Here is a 20533-nt window from a genome sequence, read left to right on the forward strand (position 1 = left end):
GCCGCGGATCGCCTTTGATGCGGAGGGGTACGCGATCGCGGTTGGTGATCGGGGGTTGCCGGGCGCGCATGCGAAGTATCTGGCTCGTGGTGATGAGGGCGGTGTGGTGCCTGACGCCTATTCGCGGAATGCCCGGGTGAAGGGTGTCGGTGATTGGCGCGGGGCGGCTGGGGAGTTCACGCCTGGGCCCGGTGCGTCTTACTCGTTGCGGACGACGGATGGTGGGGCGCTCGTCTGGTATGCGGTGCAGCAGGAGCAGGTGGTGAGTGGGGGGACTGCTGCTGGGCTGCCCGTTGAAGTTCGTGACTATCTGGGTGGGCGGCCGAGGAAGTCCGTCGCGGTTACGTGGCAGTGGTTGGCCATCGGGTACGCGCCTGCTTCTGGGAAGGGGCGTGTACTTGGGGAATCGGTTTCGTTGGTTTCCGCGCGGTGATGGCGCCCGTCCCGGAGTGGGACGGGCGCCATCGTGCTACGCCTCGCTGGACGGGAGGGAGCTCGCGGTCACCAGGGTGCGGATCGCGCCCAGGGCCACCGAGAGGGTCGCCAGGTCGAAGCTGTCGCTCTCCCAGATCTCGCTGAGCGTCTGCTGCGCGCGCTGGACGGCCGGCTTGTTCTTGTCCGCCCAGTGGATCATGCGCTCCTCCGGCTGGCCGCCGGGCTCGCTGGTGACGAGGACGTCGCGGGTGAGCGCGGCGTGGGCCGTGTAGAGGTCGTCGCGGAGCGCGGAGCGGGCCAGCGTGCGCCACTTGTCGTCGCGCGGCAGGGCGATGATGCGCTCGCGGAGCCGGGACAGCTGCAGCCGGTCGGCGAGGTCGAAGTAGACCTCGGCGACCTCCTCCACCGGGCGGCCCGTGTCGTGCGCGACGCCGACCAGGTCGAAGGTGGAGTAGGCGGGGACGAACGCGGCGCAGCGCTCGGCCAGGTCGTCGGGGACGCCGAGTTCGGCGAAGCCGTCGCGGCGCTGCTCGAAGGCCGACAGGTCCAGGCCGACGAGGAGCTTGGACACGTGCGCGCCGAGCGTCGCCGCGCCGCCGCTGAAGAAGTCGATGCTCTCCCGGATGTCGAACGGGGGCCGCCGGTTGTGCAGCAGCCACCGGGCGGCGCGCTCGGTGAGCTTGCGCGCCTCCAGCCGCATCGCTATCTGCGTCGACTCCTGCACCTGGTGGGAGAGGCTCTCCACGTCCCGCCAGAACCGCGGCATCTCGAACACCTCGCGGGCGACGAGGTAGGCGCGGGCGATGTCGGACGCCGACGCGCCCGTCTCCTCGTTCATGCGGAACACGAACGTGGAGCCGCTGGCGTTGACCACGTCGTTCACGACGGCGGTGGTGATGATCTCGCGGCGCAGCGGGTGCCGGTCCATGTAGCGGCGGAACCGCTCGCGCAGCGGGGTCGGGAAGTAGTCGACCAGCCACGACTCCAGGTAGGGGTCGTCGGGCAGGTCGGACGCGACGATCTGGGCGTCCAGCGCGAGCTTGGCGTAGGCGAGCAGGACGGAGAACTCGGGGCCGGTGAGGCCGAGCCCGGCCTGGCGGCGCTCCACGAGGGCCTTGTCGTCCGGCAGGAACTCAAGGCGCCGCTTCAGCCGCCCGTCGCGTTCGAGCTTGCGCATGTAGCGGGCGTGGACGTGCAGCATCGCGGGCGCCTGCGCGCGGGCCGCGGCGAGCACCACGTTCTGCGCGTAGTTGTCGCGCAAAACGAGCCGCCCGACCTCGTCGGTCATCTCGTAGAGCAGGCCCTCGCGCTGCTTGGCGGTCAGCTCCCCGTCCCGCACGACCTGGTCGAGCAGGATCTTGATGTTGACCTCGTGGTCAGAGGTGTCGACGCCGGCGGAGTTGTCGATGAAGTCGGTGTTGATGATGCCGCCGTTGAGCGCGAACTCGATCCGGCCGAGCTGGGTGACGCCGAGGTTGCCGCCCTCGCCGACGACCTTGCAGCGCAGCTCCGCGCCGTCCACCCGGACGGGGTCGTTGGCCTTGTCCCCCACGTCGGCGTTGTTCTCGGTGGACGACTTGATGTAGGTGCCGATGCCGCCGTTCCACAGCAGGTCGACCGGGGCCCGCAGGACGGCCCGGATCAGCTCGTACGGGGTGAGCGCCTTCACGCCCTCCTCGATCCCGAGCGCGGCCCGCATCTGCGGGGTGATCTGGATCGACTTGGCGGTGCGGGGGAAGACGCCGCCGCCCTTGGAGATCAGCGCGGCGTCGTAGTCGGCCCAGCTGCTGCGCGGCAGCTCGAACAGCCGGCGGCGCTCGGCGAACGAGGCGGCCGCGTCCGGGTCGGGGTCGACGAAGACGTGCCGGTGGTCGAACGCGGCGACGAGCCGGGTGTGCTCCGACAGGAGCATGCCGTTGCCGAACACGTCCCCGGACATGTCGCCGATGCCGACGGCGGTGAAGTCCTCGCTCTGGACGTCCTTGCCGAGCGAGCGGAAGTGGTACTTGACCGACTCCCAGCCGCCGCGGGCGGTGATGCCCATCGCCTTGTGGTCGTAGCCGACCGAGCCGCCGGAGGCGAACGCGTCGCCGAGCCAGAACCCGTACTCGGCGGCGACGCCGTTGGCGATGTCGGAGAACGTCGCGGTGCCCTTGTCGGCGGCGACGACCATGTAGGTGTCGTCGCCGTCGTGCCGGACGACGTTCGGCGGCGGGACGACCTTGCCGTCCACGAGGTTGTCGGTCAGGTCGAGCAGCCCGGAGATGAAGTCCTTGTAGCAGGCGATGCCGGCCTTCTGCCAGGCTTCGCGGTCCACGGACGGGTCGGGGAGCTGCTTGCCGACGAAGCCGCCCTTCGCGCCCGCCGGGACGATGACGGTGTTCTTCACGGCCTGCGCCTTGACCAGGCCGAGGATCTCGGTGCGGAAGTCCTCGCGCCGGTCGGACCAGCGGAGGCCGCCGCGCGCCACCGACCCGAACCGCAGGTGGACGCCCTCGACCTTCGGCGAGTACACGAAGACCTCGTACATCGGCCGGGGCTGCGGCAGGTCGGGGATGCGCGCCGGGTCGAACTTCATCGCCAGGTACGGCTTGCCCTGGTAGTGGTTCGTGCGGAGCGTCGCCTGGACGAGCGCGAGGTAGGCGCGGAGGATGCGGTCCTCGTCGAGGCTGGCGACCTCGTCCAGCTTGCCCTGGAGCTCCTCGGTGATGCCGGCGCTGCGCTCCTCCTCGCCGCCCTGCAGGGACGGGTCGAGGCGGCTCTCCCACAAACGCACCAGCAGGCGGGTGATGGAGGCGTTGCGCAGCAGCACCTGCTCCACGTACCGCTTGGAGAACGTCGTGCCGGTCTGCCGCAGGTACAGCGCGTAGGCGCGCAGGATCATCGCCTCGCGCCAGGTCAGCCCGACGTGCAGGACGAGCGCGTTGAACCCGTCGTTCTCGATGTCGCCGCGCCACAGCGCGGTGAAGGCGTCCTGGAAGAGGTCCTTGATGGCCTCCTCGGGGACGTCCGCGGGCGGGACGTAGCGCAGGCCCAGGTCGTAGATCCAGAACCGGCGGTCGTCGGTGGTGCGGATCTCGTACGGGCGCTCGTCTATCACCTCGACGCCCATGTTCTGCAGCAGCGGCAGCACCCGGGACAGCGAGATCGGCTCGCCCAGCCGGTAGATCTTCAGCCGCCGCTCGCCCGGCTGCGCGTTGTACGGCTCGTACAGGTTGATCGAGGTGGCGCCGTCCTCGCCGAGCTCGTCGAGGCGGCGCAGGTCGGCGACGGCGGTGCGGGCGGGGAAGTCGGCCTTGTAGCCCTCGGGGAACGCCTCCCCGAACGCGCGGCCGAGGGTGCCGGAGCGCTCCTCGCCGCACTGCTCGACGACGGCGTCGGCGAGGTCGTCCTCCCAGGAGCGGGTGGCGTTGGCGAGCCGGTCCTCCAGCTCGGCGACGTCGACGACCGGCAGCGGGCGGCCCCGCTCGCCGCGCACGACGACGTGCAGCCGGGCGAGCAGCGACTCGGTCACGTTCGCGCTGTAGTCGACGCTGACGCCGTCGAACGCCTCCTTCAGCAGGTCCTGGATGCGCAGCCGCACCTTGGTGGTGTAGCGGTCGCGCGGGAGGTACACCATGCACGACATGAAGCGGCCGTACAGGTCCTGGCGGAGGAACAGCTTCAGCTGGCGGCGCTCGCGCAGCCGCAGCACGCCGAGGGAGATCTTCAGCAGGTCGTCGACGGAGATCTGGAACAGCTCGTCGCGCGGGTAGCTCTCCAGCACCTCGATGAGGTCCTGGCCGTCGTAGCTGTCGGCGGTGAACCCGGCGCGCTCCAGCACCTCCTCCAGCTTGCGCTTGAGGACGGGCACGTGCCCGATCGACTCGCTGTAGGCGACGTGCGTGAACAGGCCGAGGAAGCGGCGCTCGCCGACGACCTCGCCGGACTCGCCGAACTTCTTCACCCCGATGTAGTCGAGGTACAGGGGCCGGTGGACGGTGGAGCGCGAGTTCGCCTTCGTCAGGATCAGCAGCCGCTTCTCGGTGGCCCGCTCGCGGACCTCGGGCGGCAGCGCCGCGAAGCTGTCGGACTCGCGCTTGTCGCTGCGCAGGATGCCGAGCCCGGTGCCCGGCTCGGGCCGCAGCGCGGTGCCGTCGCCGGTGAGCGTGTAGTCGCGGTAGCCGAGGAAGGTGAAGTGGCCGTCGGCGAGCCAGTCGAGCAGCTCGACGCCTTCGGCGAGCTCCTTGTCCGGCAGCGGGGGCCGCGCGTCCTGGATCGCGGCGGCGACCTCGCCGGCGCGGGCGCGCATCTTCGGCTCGTCCTCGAAGGCGACCCGGACGTCCTGCAGGACGCGCAGCAGGTCCTTCTCCAGCGTGTCGAGGACGCCGCGGTCGCTGGTGCGGTCCACCTCGATGTGGATCCACGACTCGTCGACGTCGGTGTCGCTGTCGAGCTTGTGGCGGAACGCCTTCAGGTGGCCCGCGACGTCGCGGTCCACGCCGAGCAGCGGGTGGACGATCAGGTGCGTGGTGAGCTGGTGCCGGGTCAGCTCCATCGTCACCGAGTCGACGAGGAACGGCATGTCGTCGGTCACGACCTGGACGATGGTGTGGCCGGGGTCCCAGCCGTACTCCTCCAGCGTCGGCGTGAAGACGCGCACCTTCGCGCGCCCCTGCGGGCGCTCCTCGCCGAGCGTCCGGTGCGCCATCGCCGGGCCGCAGATGTCCGCCGGGTCGCGGGCCATGAGGTCCTCATGGTCGACCTGCCGGTAGTAGAGCCGAAGGTAGTCGAAGACCTCCTCGACGTCACCGCCGCGCGCCCCCGGACGCTGCGCGCACGTTTCGGCGGCCCGCCTGAGCAGGTCGTCCTTCGCTTGATCGAGCATGCCGCCCATCAACAACAACTCCCCTTGAGACCCTTCGCCACCTCGTTGTGGCGCCGCTCACTGCACGAGCGTAGCCAGGAATCGCCGCAAAGCCGACCTGCTCCGCGGCAAGGTCAACGTGGCCTACGCCACCCTCCCAGGCCGGCCCGCCCCCGCGCCGGTTCCCATGCCGAGGGGGTGAGCAGGGGGAGGTCAGGCGTCGCCGCTTCCTTCGGCTCCGCCGCCCGGGGGCGTCTCGGGCGGCGTCTCCGGCGGCGTCTCCGGCGGGGTGCTGGACTGCGTCGGGGTCGGCTTCGTCGTCGACTTCGTGGGCGTCGGCTGGGTCGGGGTGATGGACGTCGTCGGCGTATCGGTCGGCGCCGGGCTGTCGCTCGGCGTCTCGCTGCCGGTCGGGGACGGCGTGTAGGACGGCGAGGTCGACTGCTGGACGGGCCGCTGCCGCGACGGCGGCGCCGAGCTCGGCAGGACGTCGGTCGACGCGGGCGGGGCGCTCGGGTCGCTGACCTTCTGGCCGGCCTTGCCCTTGTCGCCGGAGCCGAGCATCAGCACGGACGAGACCACCACGATCGCGACGAACAGCGCCGCGGCGCCGGCCAGCAGGGCGGAGCGTCCGGAACCGGCGAGCGCGTACCGCACCCCGCCGCGTCCGTCGCGTCCGTCACGCCCGTCGGCTCCGCCGGGCTCGCCGACCGTGACGAGTTCGGGGGGCAGCGTGTTGTCGGCGGCCCATCCGGCGGGGGTGGGCGGCAGGCCGTACTCTTCGACGCCCGGATCGGTGCCCTTCGGGGCGTCGGCGTCGTGGAAGGCGGCGACGGTCTCCACGGGCTCGTGCTCCGCGGCGGCGGCCGGGAGGGGCTCGAAGTCCTCGTCGCCGGCCTCGGCGGCCCGCACCGACCCGGCCGCGAGCATCGCGGTCTCGTCGGTGCCGCCGGTCCGGGGCGCGGGGCGTCCCGTGCTGGCGGCCTCGTCGTGCCCGAGCAGCCGCATCAGCACCTGCCGGGCGCCGGGGCGCAGCTCGGGGTCCTTCTCCAGGCAGTCGAGGACCAGGTCGCCCAGGGGGCCGTCGAGGCCGCCGAGGTCGGGCTCCTCGTGCAGGATCCGGTTGATCACGGCGGGGATGGTGTCCTGCCCGAAGGGGGGCTCCCCGGTCGCGGCGAACACCAGCGTCGCGGCCCAGCAGAACACGTCCGCGGGCGTGCCGACGTCGTCGCCGCTGATCTGCTCGGGCGCCATGTAGGACGGCGTGCCGATCACCCGGCTGGTCAGCGTGGTGGCGCCGCTGATCGCGCGGGCGACGCCGAAGTCGATGACGCGCGGGCCGTCCGGGCCGATCAGCACGTTGTGCGGCTTGAAGTCGCGGTGCACGATCTTCGCCTGGTGGATCGCGGCGAGCGCCGTCGCGGTGCCGACGGCGAGCCGGTCCAGCGCGGCGCCGCGCAGCGGGCCCTCGTCCAGGACCTGCTGGTTCAGCGACGGGCCGCGCACGTACTCGCTGACGATGTAGGGCCGGTCGCCGGTCGCGTCCGCGTCGATCACCTGCGCGGTGCAGAACGGCGCGACCTGCTTGGCGACGTCCAGCTCGCGCAGGAACCGGGCGCGCGCCTTGTCGTCGGACGTCAGCTCGGCGTGCAGCAGCTTGATCGCGACCTGCCGGCCGTCCTCGGCGGCGCCGAGGAACACCGTGCCCTGTCCGCCCTCGCCCACCCGGCCGATCAGGGCGTACGACCCCAGCCGATCCGGATCACCGGACCGCAGCGCCCCAATCTCCATGCGTGGAACCGTCCCTCTCTGGATCGACGGGCCGTGCTCCCGGCCCGGATCACCCCTCCGACTGTGTGACGCCCGAACCCCGAGGGAAGTTGACCCGATCCGGCGGGTACCCACCTTAATGGCGTCTGTTCACACAGCGATACCGACGAGCACGATGTCACACCGGGGACACTGGTGGCATGGCAATGCTCGACGGGCGCCGTGTCCATACGCGCGCCGAACTCATGGCCGAGTACGGGCTCGGGCGCAGCACGCTGGAGAAATGGCACCGCGAGCGCGCGTCCAACGGCCATCCCGAGCCGGTCGGGACGGTCGGCTCCCAGCTCGCCTGGGACGCCGCCGACTGGGACCGCTGGTACGCCGCGCACTGCACCAAGGACGTCGCGCCGGGCCTGGCGACGCGCGACGAGCTGGCCGCGCGGCACGGCGTCAGCCGCCACCGCCTCAAGCAGCTCTGGGCCGACCGCGCGTCCAACGGCCATCCGGACGTCGCGCACCGCTCCGGCAAGGCGATGTACTGGGACGAGGCCGCCTGGACGTCCTGGTACCGCGCCCTCGGCGACCGTCCCGCCGACGAGGACCCCGACGATCTCGTGACGCTGGCGGACGCGGCCCGCATCCTCGGCCTCGCCCAGACGAGCGTCACCGTCTACGCCAAGCGGCCGCCCGCCGGCTGGCCCGAACCGGCGCAGGTGGAGCCGCTGCGCGGCGGCCGTGTCCGCCGCCTCTACCGCCGCCGCGACATCCTCGCCTACGCCGCCTCCCGCACCCGCTGATCTCCCGCGCGGGGCGGTCTCCGCCCCGGCGACGCCGCCGGCCGCCGCCTACGGAGTGAAGTGGGTGAGCACCTCCGGGTTGGCCATGGAGTCGCGGTTGGCGGCCTTGTCGACCGGGGTGCCCTGGAGGATCTTGCGGACGGGGACCTCCAGCTTCTTGCCCGACAGCGTGCGCGGGATGCCGGGCACGGCGGTGATCTCGTCCGGGACGTGCCGGGGCGACAGCGACGACCGGATCTCCCGGCGCAGGTTCCGCACCAGCTCGTCGGTGAGGGACGCGCCCTCGGCGAGCTGGACGTACAGGAGCAGCCGGCCCTCCTGGCCGAGGCGGCCGGTGTCGATGACGAGGCTGTCGGTGATCTCCTCGAACGCCTCGACGACGCGGTAGAAGTCGGAGGTGCCCATGCGGACGCCGCCGCGGTTGAGGGTGGAGTCGGAGCGGCCGTAGATGACGCAGCCGCCGTCCGGCAGGACCTTGATCCAGTCGCCGTGCCGCCACACGCCCGGGTACATGTCGAAATAGGAGTCGCGGTACCGGTCGCCGTGCTCGTCGTTCCAGAAGAACACCGGCATGGACGGCATCGGCTCGGTGATGACCAGCTCGCCGACCTCGTCGATGACGGGCTTGCCGTCCTCGGCGAACGCCTCGACCTTGGCGCCGAGGCCGCGGCACTGGATGACGCCGGCGCGCAGCGGCAGCAGCGGCGACGGGCCGACGAAGCCGGTGCACAGGTCGGTGCCGCCGGAGAACGAGCCGAGCAGCAGGTCCGCGCCGACCGCGTCGTACACCCAGGCGAACCCCTCGGGCGGCAGCGGGGAGCCGGTGGAGCCGATGCCGCGCAGGCCGGACAGGTCGTGGTCCTCGCCGGGGCGGCGGCCCTCCTTGGCGGACGCCGTGATGTACGGCGCGCCGACGCCCAGGTAGGTGACGCCGCTGTCGGCGGCCAGCGACCACAGGTCGAGCGGGGCGCCGTCGTACATGACGATGGTGGAGCCCACCAGCAGGCCGCCGATGAGGTAGTTCCACATCATCCAGCCGGTGGTGGTGAACCAGAAGAACACGTCGTCGGGGCCGAGGTCCTGGTGGAACGACAGGGCCTTGAGGTGTTCGAGCACCACGCCGCCGTGCCCGTGCACGATGGGCTTCGGCAGCCCCGTCGTGCCGGACGAGTACACGACCCACAGCGGGTGGTCGAACGGGACGTCCTCGAACTCCAGTGTGTCGCAGTCGGCGCGCGGCAGCTCGCCGTAGTGCATGCCGACCCGCAGGCCCTCGGGGGTCGCGGCGGGGTCGAGGTAGGGGATCAGGACGGTGGCGGCCAGGCTCGGCAGCGCGGCCTCGATCTCGCCGACGGTCTCCCGCCGGTCGAAGCGCTTGCCGTTGTAGGCGTAGCCGTCCACGGCGATCAGGACCTTCGGCTCGATCTGCGCGAACCGGTCGATGACCGAGGACGACCCGAAGTCGGGCGAGCACGACGACCAGATCGCGCCGAGCGACGCCGTCGCGAGGAAGCAGACCAGCGCCTCGGGGATGTTCGGGACGTAGGCGGCGACCCGGTCGCCCTTGCCGACGCCGAGCCCGGCCAAACCCGCGCGGACCTCCGCCACGTGCAGCGCCAGCTCCCGGTACGTCAGCACGCGGTGCCCGCCCGCCTCCGACCGGAAGATCACCGCGGTCTCGTCGGGGGTCTCGTCCGCGCGCCGCAGCGCGTTCGCCGCGTAGTTGAGGGTCGCGCCGGGGAACCACTTCAGGCCGTCCACCGGCATCGGCCCGCCCGAGCGGACGGGGCCGTCGCCGCGCTCGCCGACGACGTCGAAGTACGACCAGATCGCGTCCCAGAAGGCGTCGACCTCGGTGACCGACCAGCGCCAGAGCTCGTCGTAGGACTCGGTGCGGACGCCCCGCTCCCACAGCCAGTGGATGAACCGGGTCACCCGCGCGTTCGCGACGACCTCCTCCGACGGCTCCCACAGCGCCGAACCCTCGGATACCTCACCGGCCATCTCTCTCCCTCCCCGCCGCGCCACGCCGCGCGGCCATCCCAATATCGGCCCGCCCCCGCACACGGCGCAACCTGCCCGATCACCCCGCCGCTACGCGCTCGACGCCCCGCCACATCCCAGGCGAAACCCCGTCCGCGAGCAACCCCGGCCGCCCACACCGGACGCAGCCGGGACATCCTCACCGTCCACACGACCCGGTTTTCCACAGGGCCCGGTTTTCCACAGGACCGCATTCCAGTTCCGCCCGCCTCCGCCGCCCCCGACACTGCCGGTACGGGGTCACGCCGGGGGAAGGGAACGGATCGGCATGGTGTCAGAGGCGGGTCAGGCCGGCGACGGCGTTGACGACGGCGTCGGTGTCGGCGAGGGTCGCGAGGACGGTGTCGGCCCCGGCGGCGCGGAGCTCGGCCTCGGTGGCGCTGCCGCTGGCGACCGCGATGATCGGGGAGCCGGCGATGTGCGCGGCCTGGACGTCGCGGGGCGAGTCGGCGATGTAGACGGTCGCGGCCTCGGGGTAGGCGGCGCCGTGCCGCTCCCCGGCGCGGGTGCGGGCCAGTTCGAGCAGGGCGGCCTTGCTGTAGACGCCGTTCTCGTAGCCGCCCGCGGCGAGGTCGAGGCGGCCGGCGAGGCCCAGCTCGGTGACCTTCAGCATGGCGTTCGGCTGGATCGAGCCGGTCAGCACGGACTGGACGACGCCGGGGACGTGCGCGAGCGCCTCGACGGCCTCCGCGGCCCCGGCGAGCACCCGCCCGTGGGCGCGCAGGTCGGCGCGGCGGGACGCGAACGCCTCGGCGAGCGCGTCGAAGAAGGCGGGCAGGTGGTCGTCGGTGGTGACGACGTCGTTGAACGCGAGCGTCTCGAAGATGATCTCGGACTCGGTGCGGCCGGGGGTGGGGGCGAGCCGGACCAGCGGCCGCCCGATGGTCCGCTGGAACGCCTCGGCGTAGGCGTCCCGGGTGACCCGCCCGACGTCGACCAGCGTGTGATCGATGTTCCACAGCACCAGACGGTTCAGCGTCGACATCCCGTTCCCATGCGCGGTCGGAGGAGCACCGGCGGGCGCCGGAGCCGGTGCCCGCCACGGTCAGCGACCTTATCGTCCGGTCTCCCGCCCCCGACCGCAACCGCCCTGTCAGGGGCCCATGTGGGGGTAGCGGTAGTCGGTCGGCGGGACGAACGTCTCCTTGATCGAGCGGACGCTCGTCCAGCGGGTGAGGTTGAAGACGGAGCCGGCCTTGTCGTTGGTGCCGGACGCGCGGGCGCCGCCGAACGGCTGCTGGCCGACGATCGAGCCGGTCGGCTTGTCGTTGATGTAGAAGTTCCCGGCGGCGAAGCGCAGCCTGTCGGTGGCCTCGGCGACGGCGGCGCGGTCCTCGGCGATGACGGCGCCGGTGAGGCCGTACTCCGAGACGCCCTCCATCTGAGTGAGGACGGTGTCGTAGTCGCCGTCGTCGTAGACGTGCACGCCGAGGATCGGGCCGAAGTACTCGCGGGTGAAGATCTCGTCGGTCGGGTCGGACGACTCCAGGACCGTCGGGCGGACGAAGTAGCCGCGCGAGTCGTCCACCTCGCCGCCGACGAGAATCTTCATGGTGTCGATGCCGCGCGCGCGGTCGATGGCGGCGCGGTGCTTGGCGAACGCGCGGTCGTCGATGACGGCGCCCATGAACGTCGACAGGTCCTCGGCGACGTTGCCCATGGTGAGGGACGCGGTCTCGGCGAGGAAGTCGTCCCGCATCCGGTCCCAGACGGAGCGCGGGATGTAGGCGCGCGACGCGGCGGAGCACTTCTGGCCCTGGTACTCGAACGCGCCGCGGACGAGGGCGGTCTTGAGGACGGCCGGGTCGGCGGACGGGTGCGCGATCACGAAGTCCTTGCCGCCGGTCTCGCCGACGATCCGCGGGTAGCCCTTGTAGCCGGCGATGTTCTCGCCGATCGTCCGCCAGAGGTTCTGGAAGGTCGCGACGGAGCCGGTGAAGTGCAGGCCGGCGAGGTCGGGGTGGCGCAGCGCGACGTTGGAGACGGCGCGGCCGTTGCCGGTGACCATGTTGATGGCGCCGGGCGGGAGGCCCGCGGCCTCCAGCAGCCGCATCGTGAAGTGCGCGGCGAGCTGCTGGGTCGGGGACGGCTTCCACACCACGACGTTGCCCATCAGCGCCGCGGACGTCGGCAGGTTCCCGGCGATCGCGGTGAAGTTGAACGGGGTGATGGCGAGGACGAACCCCTCCAGCGGCCGGTACTCCAGCCGGTTCCACACGCCGGGCGGCGACAGCGGCTGCTGCTCGTGGATCTGCTGCGCGTACCCGACGTTGAACCGCCAGAAGTCGATCAGTTCGCAGGCGGCGTCGATCTCCGCCTGCTGCACCGACTTGGACTGGCCGAGCACCGTCGCGGCGTTCACCGTGGCGCGCCACGGGCCGGCGAGCAGCTCGGCGGCGCGCAGGAAGATCGCGGCGCGGTCCTCGAAGGCCATGGCCCGCCAGCCGGGCGCGGCCTCGTGCGCCGCGACGACGGCCTCGGTCACGTCGGCCTCGGTGGCGTCCCCCATCCGGCCGAGGACGTGCGCGCGGTTGTGCGGCTCCACGACGTCGATCGGGGTGCCCGCGCCCATGCGGTGCTCACCGGCGATCGTCATCGTCAGCTCGGTCTGCGTCCCGCCGAGCTCCTTGATCCGGGCCTCCAGCGCGGTGCGCTCCGGGCTGCCCGGCGCGTATCCCTTCACCGGCTCGTTCGCCGGTACGGGCACGGTGGTGACGGCGTCCATCTCAGGCTCCCTGCACTCCGACGGCAGTGTCGATGTGCCGGGACCTACCCGCCCGGACGGCCGAGTACCGCCCGCCGCCGGTCAGTCCAGCAGGTGCTGGAGTTCCTGGGTGGCGAACCAGAGGAGTTCGTGGCCCTCGGCTCCGTCGACGGTGAAGAGGGCGTCGTCGTCGCCGGCGTCGGCGGCCGGGAGGGCCTCGGCGGCGGCGGCGATGTCGGCGGCGGCGCCGGGGTCGTCCACATGGCCGGAGGCGATCTTCTTCCACGGGACGGCCGCGGAGACCTCCACCAGGGCGCGGTCGCCGTTGGCGGGGGCGGCGTCGCCGCGCGGCCAGGTGACGGCGGCGTCGGGGACCTCGGCGGCCAGGACGACCCGGCGGCGCGGTGCGGACGGGTCGGCGGCGAGCAGCCGCAGGGAGGCGCGGGCGGCGGCGGTCATCGCCGCGTACTCCAGCTCCTCCAGGTCGCCGCTCGCGTACCACTCCCGGAGCGCGGGCGTGACGGCGTGGGCGGCGAGCGGCGCGGGGCCGATCTCCCGCGCGGCGTGGACGCCGGCGAGGAGCGTGAGCGTGGACGGCAGATAGACGCGCATGACGGCAGCAGTCTGCCAGACGGTCAGGGCAGCAGCTCCATGCCGCGCAGTTCGGCGATGGTGGTGTCGGGGTCGGTGTGCAGGATGCCGCGGATCCCGAGCGCCTCGGCGGCGCGGATGTTGTGCTCGATGTCGTCGATGAAGACGCAGTCGGCGGCGTCCAGGCCGAGCAGGTCGAGGGCGTGCCGGAAGATCCGCTCGTCCGGCTTGCGCATGCCGACCTCGGCGGAGATCACGACCGCGTCGAACAGGTCGGCGAACAGGTCGTGCGGGTACTCGTTGCCCCAGGAGTTGGACAGCAGCGCGGTGCGGGTCCCGGCGGCGCGGGCCGCGCGGAGCGCGTCGTACATCGGCTCGACGGGGCTGAACGCGGCGAACATGCGGGCGATGAGGCCCGGCGCCTCGACGGGGCCGCCGTCCACGGTGAGCAGCTCGGCGGCGAGCCGCCGCTCGAACTCGGCCACCGGGAGCGAGCCGTCCTCCAGCCCGTGGATCGGGTTGGTCCCGCCGCCGTCGTACGCCTGCTTCACCCAGGCGCGCATGACGTTCTTGTAGTGGCCGGCGTCGATGCGGTCGGCGTCGATCCAGCGGGCGACGGCGTCGGCGAGCGGGGAGGTGAGGACGCCGCCCCAGTCGGTGATGACGGCTTTCACGGGTCGTTCTGAGGGCACGCCCCGATGGTAGGCGATCCCGGACGTCTCGACCGAATCGCGTTCTGCCAGAATGCGCGCATGGACTTCGAACTCAGCCCGAAGGCACGCGAGTACCAGGACCGCCTCCAGGAGTTCATGGACGAGTTCGTCTACCCGGCCGAGCCGGTGTACGCGGCGTGGCGCGCGGAGAACGACCCGCACGCGCTGCCGCCCGTCGTCGAGGAGCTGAAGGCCGAGGCGCGCGGGCGCGGGCTGTGGAACCTGTTCCTGCCGGACGTGTCCGGGCTGACGAACCTGGAGTACGCGACGCTCGCGGAGCTGACCGGCCGGTCCCCCGACCTCGCGCCGGAGGCGGTCAACTGCGCCGCGCCCGACACCGGGAACATGGAAGTCCTCCACATGTTCGGCACGGACGAGCAGAAGCGGCGGTGGCTGGAGCCGCTGCTGAACGGCGAGATCCGGTCCGCGTTCGCGATGACCGAGCCGGAGGTGGCGAGCTCGGACGCCACCAACATCGAGACCTCGATCGTCCGGGACGGCGACGAGTACGTGATCAACGGCCGGAAGTGGTTCATCACCGGCGCCGCCGACGAGCGCTGCAAGATCTTCATCGTGATGGGCAAGACCGACCCGGACGGGCCGGTCCACCGGCAGCAGTCGCAGGTGCTGGTGCCCCGCGACACCCCCGGGCTGACGATCGTCCGGCACCTGCCGGTGTTCGGCTACCAGGACCAGCACGGCCACTCCGAGATCGTGTTCGAGGACGTCCGGGTGCCGGTGTCGAACCTGATCGCGGGCGAGGGCGACGGCTTCATGATCGCGCAGGCGCGGCTCGGGCCGGGCCGCATCCACCACGCCATGCGGGCGCTCGGCATGGCGGAGCGGGCGCTGGAGCTGATGTGCCGCCGCGCCGTGGAGCGGGTCGCGTTCGGCGGTCCGCTCGCGAAGCAGGGGGTGGTGCGCGAGCAGATCGCCGAATCGCGGATGGCCATCGAGCAGGCCCGGCTGCTCACCCTGAAGACCGCCTGGCTGATCGACCGGCACGGGGCCAAGGGCGCCCGCACCGAGATCGCCGCGATCAAGGTGGTGGTGCCCCGCATCGCCCACGAGGTGCTCGACCGGGCGATCCAGGTGCACGGCGGCGCCGGGGTCTCCGACGACACGCCGCTCGCGGCGATGTACGCGTGGGTCCGCGCCATGCGGATCTTCGACGGTCCGGACGAGGTGCACGTGCGCACCGTCGCCCGGCAGGAACTGCGCCGCTACGAGAGCTGATCCGCCATGGGTGCTCGACCGCGGCCGCGGCTCGCACGGCGCGGACCCCCCTGTTCGGCCGGCGTCTCCCCCGCCGGTCCGTCCCTCCCGGTGCGCCCGGCCCTCCGCCGTCGCCGCACCGGTCCCCTGTCACCTGTAAGGCCCGCTCAGGCGGACCTCAGCCGCTGGAGGGCCTCGCGGACGCCGCCGTCCGCCTCCTCCAGCACCGTCGTCGCCCGCGCCGCGGGGACCTCGCCGAGCAGCGAGACCAGCGCGACGCGGGTGTTGCCCCCGGCTTCGTTGAGCGCGTTCTCGCAGGTGCGGGCGTCCATCCCGGTCGCCTCGGTGAGGATGCGCACCAGCCGCGCGCGCAGCTTGGAGTTCAGCGCGTTCACGCTGATCATCAGGTTGGAGTAGGTGCGGCCCATCCTGATCATCAGCGTGGTGGAGAAGGAGTTGAGCACGAGCTTGGTGGCCGTGCCCGCCTTCATCCGGGTGGACCCGCTGATCACCTCGGGCCCGGTGGCGAGCCCGATGTGCACCTCCACCTCGTCCCCGTACGGGGTGTGCGGGTTGCAGCTGATCAGCGCCGTCCGCGCCCCGACCGCGGCGGCGGCGCGCAGCGCCCCCACCACGTACGGGGTGCGGCCGCTGGCCGCGATGCCGACGGCGATGTCACCGGGCCGGACGTCGCGGGCGTCCCGGCGGCCGAGGTCGGCGTCGTCCTCGACGTCGGAGACCGCCTGCGACAGGGCGCCCGGCCCGCCGGCGTGGTGCGCGACCACCCGGCCCCAGATGCCGAACGTCGGGGGCAGCTCGGCGGCGTCGATCACCGCGAGCCGGCCGGACGTGCCGGCGCCGAAGTAGTGCACGCGGCCCCCCGCGCGCAGCGACTCGACCGCGAGGTCCACCAGCCGGGCGACCTCGGGCAGGACGGAGGCGACGACCGTCGGCACGGTCGCGTCCTCGGAGTTGATCAGGCGCAGCACCTCCATGGTCGGCAGCGTGTCGACGTCGAGGGTGCGGGGGTTCCGGCCCTCGGTGGGGAGCTCGCAATCGATCACCGACGCCTCCGGTCGGGTCGCACGGTCCGTCCGCGGACCGCCTCGAACGTGGCTTCCAGGGCCTTGCGGGTCGGCCCGTAGGTGCGCTGCGCCACTCCGACGAAGACGCAGTCGACCACCGTGAGCTGCGCCAGCCGGCTGGCGGTGGCGCCGGAGCGGAAGGTCGTCTCCCGTGCGGCCGTCGTCAGGATGAGGTCGGCCACCTCCGCTATCGGGGACTTCGGGAAGTTGGTGAGCGCCACGGTGCGGGCGCCCCGGGTCTTCGCGACCTCCAGCGCGTCGATGGTCTCCACCGTCGCGCCGGTGTGCGAGATGCCGATCGCCACGTCGCCGTTGCCGAGGACGGCGGCGCTGGTCAGCATGATGTGCGCGTCCGCCCAGGCGGAGCAGACGCGGCCGATGCGGTGCAGCTTCTGCTGGAAGTCGGCCGCGACGAACGCGCTGGCGCCGACGCCGTAGACGTCGACCCGGTCGGCGGCGACGACCGCGTCCACGACCTGTTCGAGCATCTTGATGTCGAGCTGGGAGGCGGTCTCCTCGACGGCGCGGGCGTCGGCGAACGTGACCTTCTCCACGATCTGCTCGAGGGAGTCGTCGGGGCTGATGTCGCTGCCGATCACCCGTCCGCCGCTGGCGCTCTGCGCGCGCCCGGCCTCGGTGGCGAGGGTCAGCCGCAGCTCCGGGTAACCGTGGAACCCGATCGCGCGGCAGAACCTGATGACGGTGGTCTCGGACGTGCCGCAGGCCTGGGCCAGTTCGGTGATGGTGGAGTTGGCGACCCCTTCGGGGTCGTCGATGACGCGTTGCGCCACTCTTCGCTCGGCGGGGGGCAGCGAGGGCAGCAGGGAGCGGACCCGCACGACCGTGCTCAGCGGCGTGGCGTCCCTGCCCGGCGCCGCCGTCTCCGGCGGTGCGCCGGGCTCCCCCGTGATCCCCCGCTCGGGGCCCTGTTCAGGGCCGATGGGTTTCCTCATGGAGGAAATTTTCTTACGCACAGGATGTCACGTCAACGGTAGAAAAGGCTACGGTCGCCATGTGTTGACCCATTTGGCCGGTCCTTACGTGGTCGGTATCGACGCGGGTGGCACGAAGACCCGCTGCGTCGTGCTGACGCTAGGGGGTGCCCTGGCCGGTTCCGGCACCGGCCCGGGGGCCAACCCCAACTCCGGAGGCGACACCGCGGGGGCGCTGACCACCGCCCTGCGGGAGGCGCTCGGGGACCTGGACCGAACCCACATCCTCACCGGCGTGTTCGGCATCGCCGGCGCCGGCTCGGCCGGCCGGCCCGCCGCCGTCGCGGCGGCCCGGCGGGCCTGGCAGGCCGTCGGGCTGCGCGGCTCGCCCGCGGTGGTGACCGATATCGCGGTGGCGTTCGCCGCCGGAACCAGCGAGCCCAAGGGCATCGTGGTGTTCTCCGGCACGGGCGCCGGCGCGGCGGTCATCAGCGACGGGACGATCGTGCAGCGCGCCGACGGCTACGGCTGGCTCGTCGGGGACGAGGGTTCGGCGGTCTGGCTCGGGAAGGAGGCCGTCCGCGCGGCGCTCGCCGCCTACGACGGCCGCGGCTCCCCGACCCTGCTCACCGATTCGGTCCCCCGGGCGCTGCTCGGCGCCACCGTCGTCGCGGAGATCGACGCGGAACGGCGAAGACCCCGCCTTCCCCGGGCGCTGGCCATGGCCGGCGCCCCTTCGTCGTCTTCGCCGGCACCGGGCGGTCCGGTGCCGGCGCAGGCCGCGTCGTTCGGCTCCGGAACGGTACCCCCCGGCGGGGGCGGCACGGGCACCGCCGTGCTGCTCCACGATTGCCCCCATCCCTCCGTCCCCTGTCCCCAGCCCGGCGGCGCGCCACCGGGCCCCGGGCACACCGGAGCCGGACCGCCCGGCTCACTGGGGCCGCCGGGCCACCCGGCGGCCCCCGGTCCGTCCGGGTACCCCGCACTGCCCGGCACCCCGCCGAACCCCCGGCTCGCCCAGGCGATCATCAAGGAGGTCTACGGCCGCCCGCCCGCGGCCCTCGGCCGGCTCGGCCCGGTGGTCGCCGCCGCCGCGGCCGCCGGCGATCCCGTGGCCAGGCGCATCACCGACGAGGCCGCGCAGTGGCTGCTGCGCGACGTCGACGCGGTGCGCCCGGCCCTGTCCGATCCAGGGGCGCCGGTCGTGATGCACGGCTCGGTGCTCCGCGAAGGCCCCGTCGCCGAGGCGGTCCGCACCGGGTTGCGCGACCGCTTCGACGAGGCGCCGCGCTGCGCCGGCGACGGAGCCGTCGGCGCGGCCGGGATGGCGCTGCGCCGCCTCGGCCACCCCCTGCCCGGCTGAGCGGTCCGCCCGCACGGCGGAACCCGCCGAAGCCCGGCCCCCGGTCCGGCTGCTCCCCGACCCAGCCCGGCCGGTGCACGGATGGACGGCACCGCGGCCGTCCGGTTCATCGCGATGGACCCCCACACGATCCGCCCGACTCCGGTGAGTCAGGGGTCCATCGTGATCCATGCTGTGGCCAGTGGGACGGCAGTCGCCGCGAGAACCCGCTGAGCCGTCCCTCCTGCGCGCGACGTCCCCGTCCGACCCGTGCGAACTGCCGTAGTGACGTGCGCGACGCGCCCGGAGATCGAGTCGACAGCGCGCCGGGGAGCGGCTAGCGTCGCGGGCGTCCGATGCGACCGAGGAACCGAGACCACGTCGGGGGGCCTGGTCAGGTGCGTGCTTCACGTTCCCTCGCGGTCGCGGCGGCGGCCCTGCTGATCGGCGGGATCGCGGGCTGCGGCGGCGGGAGCGGCAAGGGCGGGCGGACGCCGTCCGCCGGATCCGGCACGCCGTCCGGCTCGCCGCAGGCGGCGTCACCGGCCCCGGACGCGTGGGTCGCCGCCCGGGTCGCGAAGATGAGCGTGCAGGAGAAGGTCGGACAGCTGTTCGTGCCGACCTTCGCGAGCCGCGCCGACGCCCTCGCCAAGATCCGCAAATACCACGTCGGCGGGCTCATCTACTTCCCGCAGAACTTCGGCTCCCCCGCCAAGACGGCCGCGCAGTCCAACGCGCTGCAGAAGGCGTCCGCGATCCCGCTGCTGCTCGGCGTGGACGAGGAGCAGGGCATCGTGTCGCGCACCCCGTTCATCACCCGCTTCCCCGGGAACATGGCGCTCGGCGCCACCCGGAACCCGGAGGACGCCCGCGCCGCCGCCCGCGTCACCGGCGCCGAGCTGCGCGCGGTCGGCATCAACCTCGACTACGCGCCCGACGCCGACGTCAACGTGAACCCGCGCAACCCGGTCATCGGGCTGCGCTCGTTCGGCTCCGACCCGGCGCTCGCGGCCCAGATGGTCACCGGTGCGGTCGGCGGCTACCAGGACGCCGGGGTCGCCGCCGCCGCCAAGCACTTCCCCGGGCACGGCGACACCGCCGTCGACAGCCACACCGGGCTGCCGGTCATCAAGCACTCGCCGAGCGAGTGGGAGCGGATCGACGCGCCCCCGTTCAAGGCGGCGGTCGCGGCCGGCGTCGACATGATCATGACGGCGCACCTCGTCGTCCCGAAGCTGGACCGGTCGGGCGACCCGTCCACGCTGTCGAAGACGGTGCTGACCGGGCTGCTGCGCGGCAAGCTCGGCTACCAGGGCGTCATCACGACCGACTCGCTGCAGATGGCGGGCGTCCGGGAGAAGTACGGCGACGCCGGCGTCCCGGTGCGGGCGATCAGCGCCGGCGCCGACCAGCTGCTGATGCCGCCGAGCCTGCCGCGCGCCTACAACGCGGTGCTGCGGGCCGTCCGCGCCGGGAAGATCAGCGAGAAGCGGCTGGACGAGTCGGTCACCCGCATCCTGCGGCTCAAGCAGCGGCGCGGCCTGTTCGACGGGACGGCCGCCGACCCGGCGAAGGCGAGCGCGGCGGTCGGCACGGCCGCGAACACGGCCGCGGCCCGGCGGGTCGCCGAGCATTCGATCACCCTCGTCCGCAACAAGGGCGGGCTGCTGCCGCTCAAGGGCAAGAAGGTCGCCGTGACCGGGCCGGACGCCGCGCGGCTCCAGGCGGCGCTGCGCAGCCGCGGCGTCGCGACCGCCGCTCCCGGCGCCGCCGACGTCATCGTGCTGACCACGCACAACGCGGGGGCGGCGACCGCGTCCCGGGTCCGCGCGCTCGGCTCGAAGCCCGTCGTCGTCGCCGCGATCGGCCGCCCCTACGACCTCGACGCGTCCGGCGGCGCGCAGGCGACGCTCGCCGCCTACTCCTCCAGCACGGTGTCGGTGAACGCCCTGGCGGGAGTGCTCAGCGGCGCGGTGAAGCCGACCGGGAAGCTCCCGGTCCCCGCCGGCGGGCAGCCCGCCGGGCACGGCCTCGGCTACCCGTAGCCCGGGCCGATGGAC

At 72.8% G+C, this 20533-nt stretch carries 13 protein-coding genes; 4 read left to right on the top strand and 9 right to left on the bottom strand.

Annotated elements, in window-relative coordinates; translation table 11 throughout:
- Positions 1-469: 469 nt before the first annotated feature.
- Positions 470-5311 carry an NAD-glutamate dehydrogenase gene (locus AB0K34_RS02190; RefSeq protein WP_364544724.1) on the bottom strand — a complete coding sequence of 1614 codons (4842 nt, stop codon included), beginning with the start codon at positions 5309-5311 and terminating at the stop codon, positions 470-472.
- Positions 5312-5494: 183 nt separating this feature from the next.
- Positions 5495-7072, bottom strand: coding sequence for a protein kinase (locus AB0K34_RS02195; protein ID WP_364544727.1), 1578 nt, complete (start codon positions 7070-7072; stop codon positions 5495-5497).
- 179 nt (positions 7073-7251) lie between these two features.
- Here AB0K34_RS02195 and AB0K34_RS02200 point away from each other — a divergent pair, with 179 nt between their 5' ends.
- Positions 7252-7848 carry a hypothetical protein gene (locus AB0K34_RS02200; RefSeq protein ID WP_138640013.1) on the top strand — a complete coding sequence of 199 codons (597 nt, stop codon included), beginning with the start codon at positions 7252-7254 and terminating at the stop codon, positions 7846-7848.
- A 48-nt stretch (positions 7849-7896) separates the two neighbouring features.
- Here the strand turns inward: AB0K34_RS02200 and AB0K34_RS02205 are convergent, their stop codons facing one another.
- From AB0K34_RS02205 to AB0K34_RS02225, 5 genes are all read right to left on the bottom strand, one after another.
- Positions 7897-9852 (bottom strand): acetoacetate--CoA ligase, encoded by a 1956-nt coding sequence (locus tag AB0K34_RS02205; protein WP_364544730.1) that lies wholly within the window; start codon positions 9850-9852, stop codon positions 7897-7899.
- 313 nt (positions 9853-10165) lie between these two features.
- Positions 10166-10876, bottom strand: a complete 711-nt coding sequence (locus tag AB0K34_RS02210) for a haloacid dehalogenase-like hydrolase (protein WP_138640015.1) — start codon at positions 10874-10876, stop codon at positions 10166-10168.
- A gap of 108 nt (positions 10877-10984) precedes the next feature.
- Complete coding sequence (gene pruA / locus AB0K34_RS02215; protein WP_364544734.1) at positions 10985-12616, bottom strand: L-glutamate gamma-semialdehyde dehydrogenase; 1632 nt, start codon at positions 12614-12616, stop codon at positions 10985-10987.
- 81 nt (positions 12617-12697) lie between these two features.
- Positions 12698-13207: a hypothetical protein gene (locus tag AB0K34_RS02220; RefSeq protein WP_364544737.1), complete on the bottom strand. Its 510-nt coding sequence runs from the start codon at positions 13205-13207 to the stop codon at positions 12698-12700.
- A gap of 23 nt (positions 13208-13230) precedes the next feature.
- Positions 13231-13878, bottom strand: coding sequence for an HAD family phosphatase (locus AB0K34_RS02225; RefSeq protein WP_171069307.1), 648 nt, complete (start codon positions 13876-13878; stop codon positions 13231-13233).
- Positions 13879-13938: 60 nt separating this feature from the next.
- Here AB0K34_RS02225 and AB0K34_RS02230 point away from each other — a divergent pair, with 60 nt between their 5' ends.
- Positions 13939-15135 (top strand): acyl-CoA dehydrogenase family protein, encoded by a 1197-nt coding sequence (locus AB0K34_RS02230; protein ID WP_364544739.1) that lies wholly within the window; start codon positions 13939-13941, stop codon positions 15133-15135.
- Between the two features lie 146 nt (positions 15136-15281).
- Here the strand turns inward: AB0K34_RS02230 and AB0K34_RS02235 are convergent, their stop codons facing one another.
- Together AB0K34_RS02235 and AB0K34_RS02240 are read right to left on the bottom strand one after the other, a co-directional pair.
- On the bottom strand, positions 15282-16178 hold the full coding sequence (locus AB0K34_RS02235) for an N-acetylmuramic acid 6-phosphate etherase (RefSeq protein ID WP_138640019.1): 897 nt from the start codon (positions 16176-16178) through the stop codon (positions 15282-15284).
- Positions 16175-17152, bottom strand: a complete 978-nt coding sequence (locus AB0K34_RS02240) for a MurR/RpiR family transcriptional regulator (protein WP_240808349.1) — start codon at positions 17150-17152, stop codon at positions 16175-16177. Before AB0K34_RS02240 ends, AB0K34_RS02235 begins: the two co-directional genes overlap by 4 nt.
- Positions 17153-17213: 61 nt before the next feature.
- Here AB0K34_RS02240 and AB0K34_RS02245 point away from each other — a divergent pair, with 61 nt between their 5' ends.
- Together AB0K34_RS02245 and AB0K34_RS02250 are read left to right on the top strand one after the other, a co-directional pair.
- On the top strand, positions 17214-18494 hold the full coding sequence (locus AB0K34_RS02245) for a BadF/BadG/BcrA/BcrD ATPase family protein (protein ID WP_301176076.1): 1281 nt from the start codon (positions 17214-17216) through the stop codon (positions 18492-18494).
- 377 nt (positions 18495-18871) lie between these two features.
- Positions 18872-20518 (top strand): glycoside hydrolase family 3 N-terminal domain-containing protein, encoded by a 1647-nt coding sequence (locus AB0K34_RS02250; RefSeq protein ID WP_364544743.1) that lies wholly within the window; start codon positions 18872-18874, stop codon positions 20516-20518.
- Positions 20519-20533: the final 15 nt, after the last annotated feature.

Source organism: Actinomadura sp. NPDC049382 (genome assembly GCF_040677125.1).
Lineage (GTDB): Bacteria > Actinomycetota > Actinomycetes > Streptosporangiales > Streptosporangiaceae > Spirillospora > Spirillospora geliboluensis.

What these genes read in the sequence shown, in the direction of transcription:
- AB0K34_RS02190 (WP_364544724.1), bottom strand. Translation starts at nt 5,311, where the DNA reads ATGGGCGGCATGCTCGATCAAGCGAAGGACGACCTGCTCAGGCGGGCC.
- AB0K34_RS02195 (WP_364544727.1), bottom strand. Translation starts at nt 7,072, where the DNA reads ATGGAGATTGGGGCGCTGCGGTCCGGTGATCCGGATCGGCTGGGGTCG.
- AB0K34_RS02200 (WP_138640013.1), top strand. Translation starts at nt 7,252, where the DNA reads ATGGCAATGCTCGACGGGCGCCGTGTCCATACGCGCGCCGAACTCATG.
- AB0K34_RS02205 (WP_364544730.1), bottom strand. Translation starts at nt 9,852, where the DNA reads ATGGCCGGTGAGGTATCCGAGGGTTCGGCGCTGTGGGAGCCGTCGGAG.
- AB0K34_RS02210 (WP_138640015.1), bottom strand. Translation starts at nt 10,876, where the DNA reads ATGTCGACGCTGAACCGTCTGGTGCTGTGGAACATCGATCACACGCTG.
- pruA (WP_364544734.1), bottom strand. Translation starts at nt 12,616, where the DNA reads ATGGACGCCGTCACCACCGTGCCCGTACCGGCGAACGAGCCGGTGAAG.
- AB0K34_RS02220 (WP_364544737.1), bottom strand. Translation starts at nt 13,207, where the DNA reads ATGCGCGTCTATCTGCCGTCCACGCTCACGCTCCTCGCCGGCGTCCAC.
- AB0K34_RS02230 (WP_364544739.1), top strand. Translation starts at nt 13,939, where the DNA reads ATGGACTTCGAACTCAGCCCGAAGGCACGCGAGTACCAGGACCGCCTC.
- AB0K34_RS02240 (WP_240808349.1), bottom strand. Translation starts at nt 17,152, where the DNA reads ATGAGGAAACCCATCGGCCCTGAACAGGGCCCCGAGCGGGGGATCACG.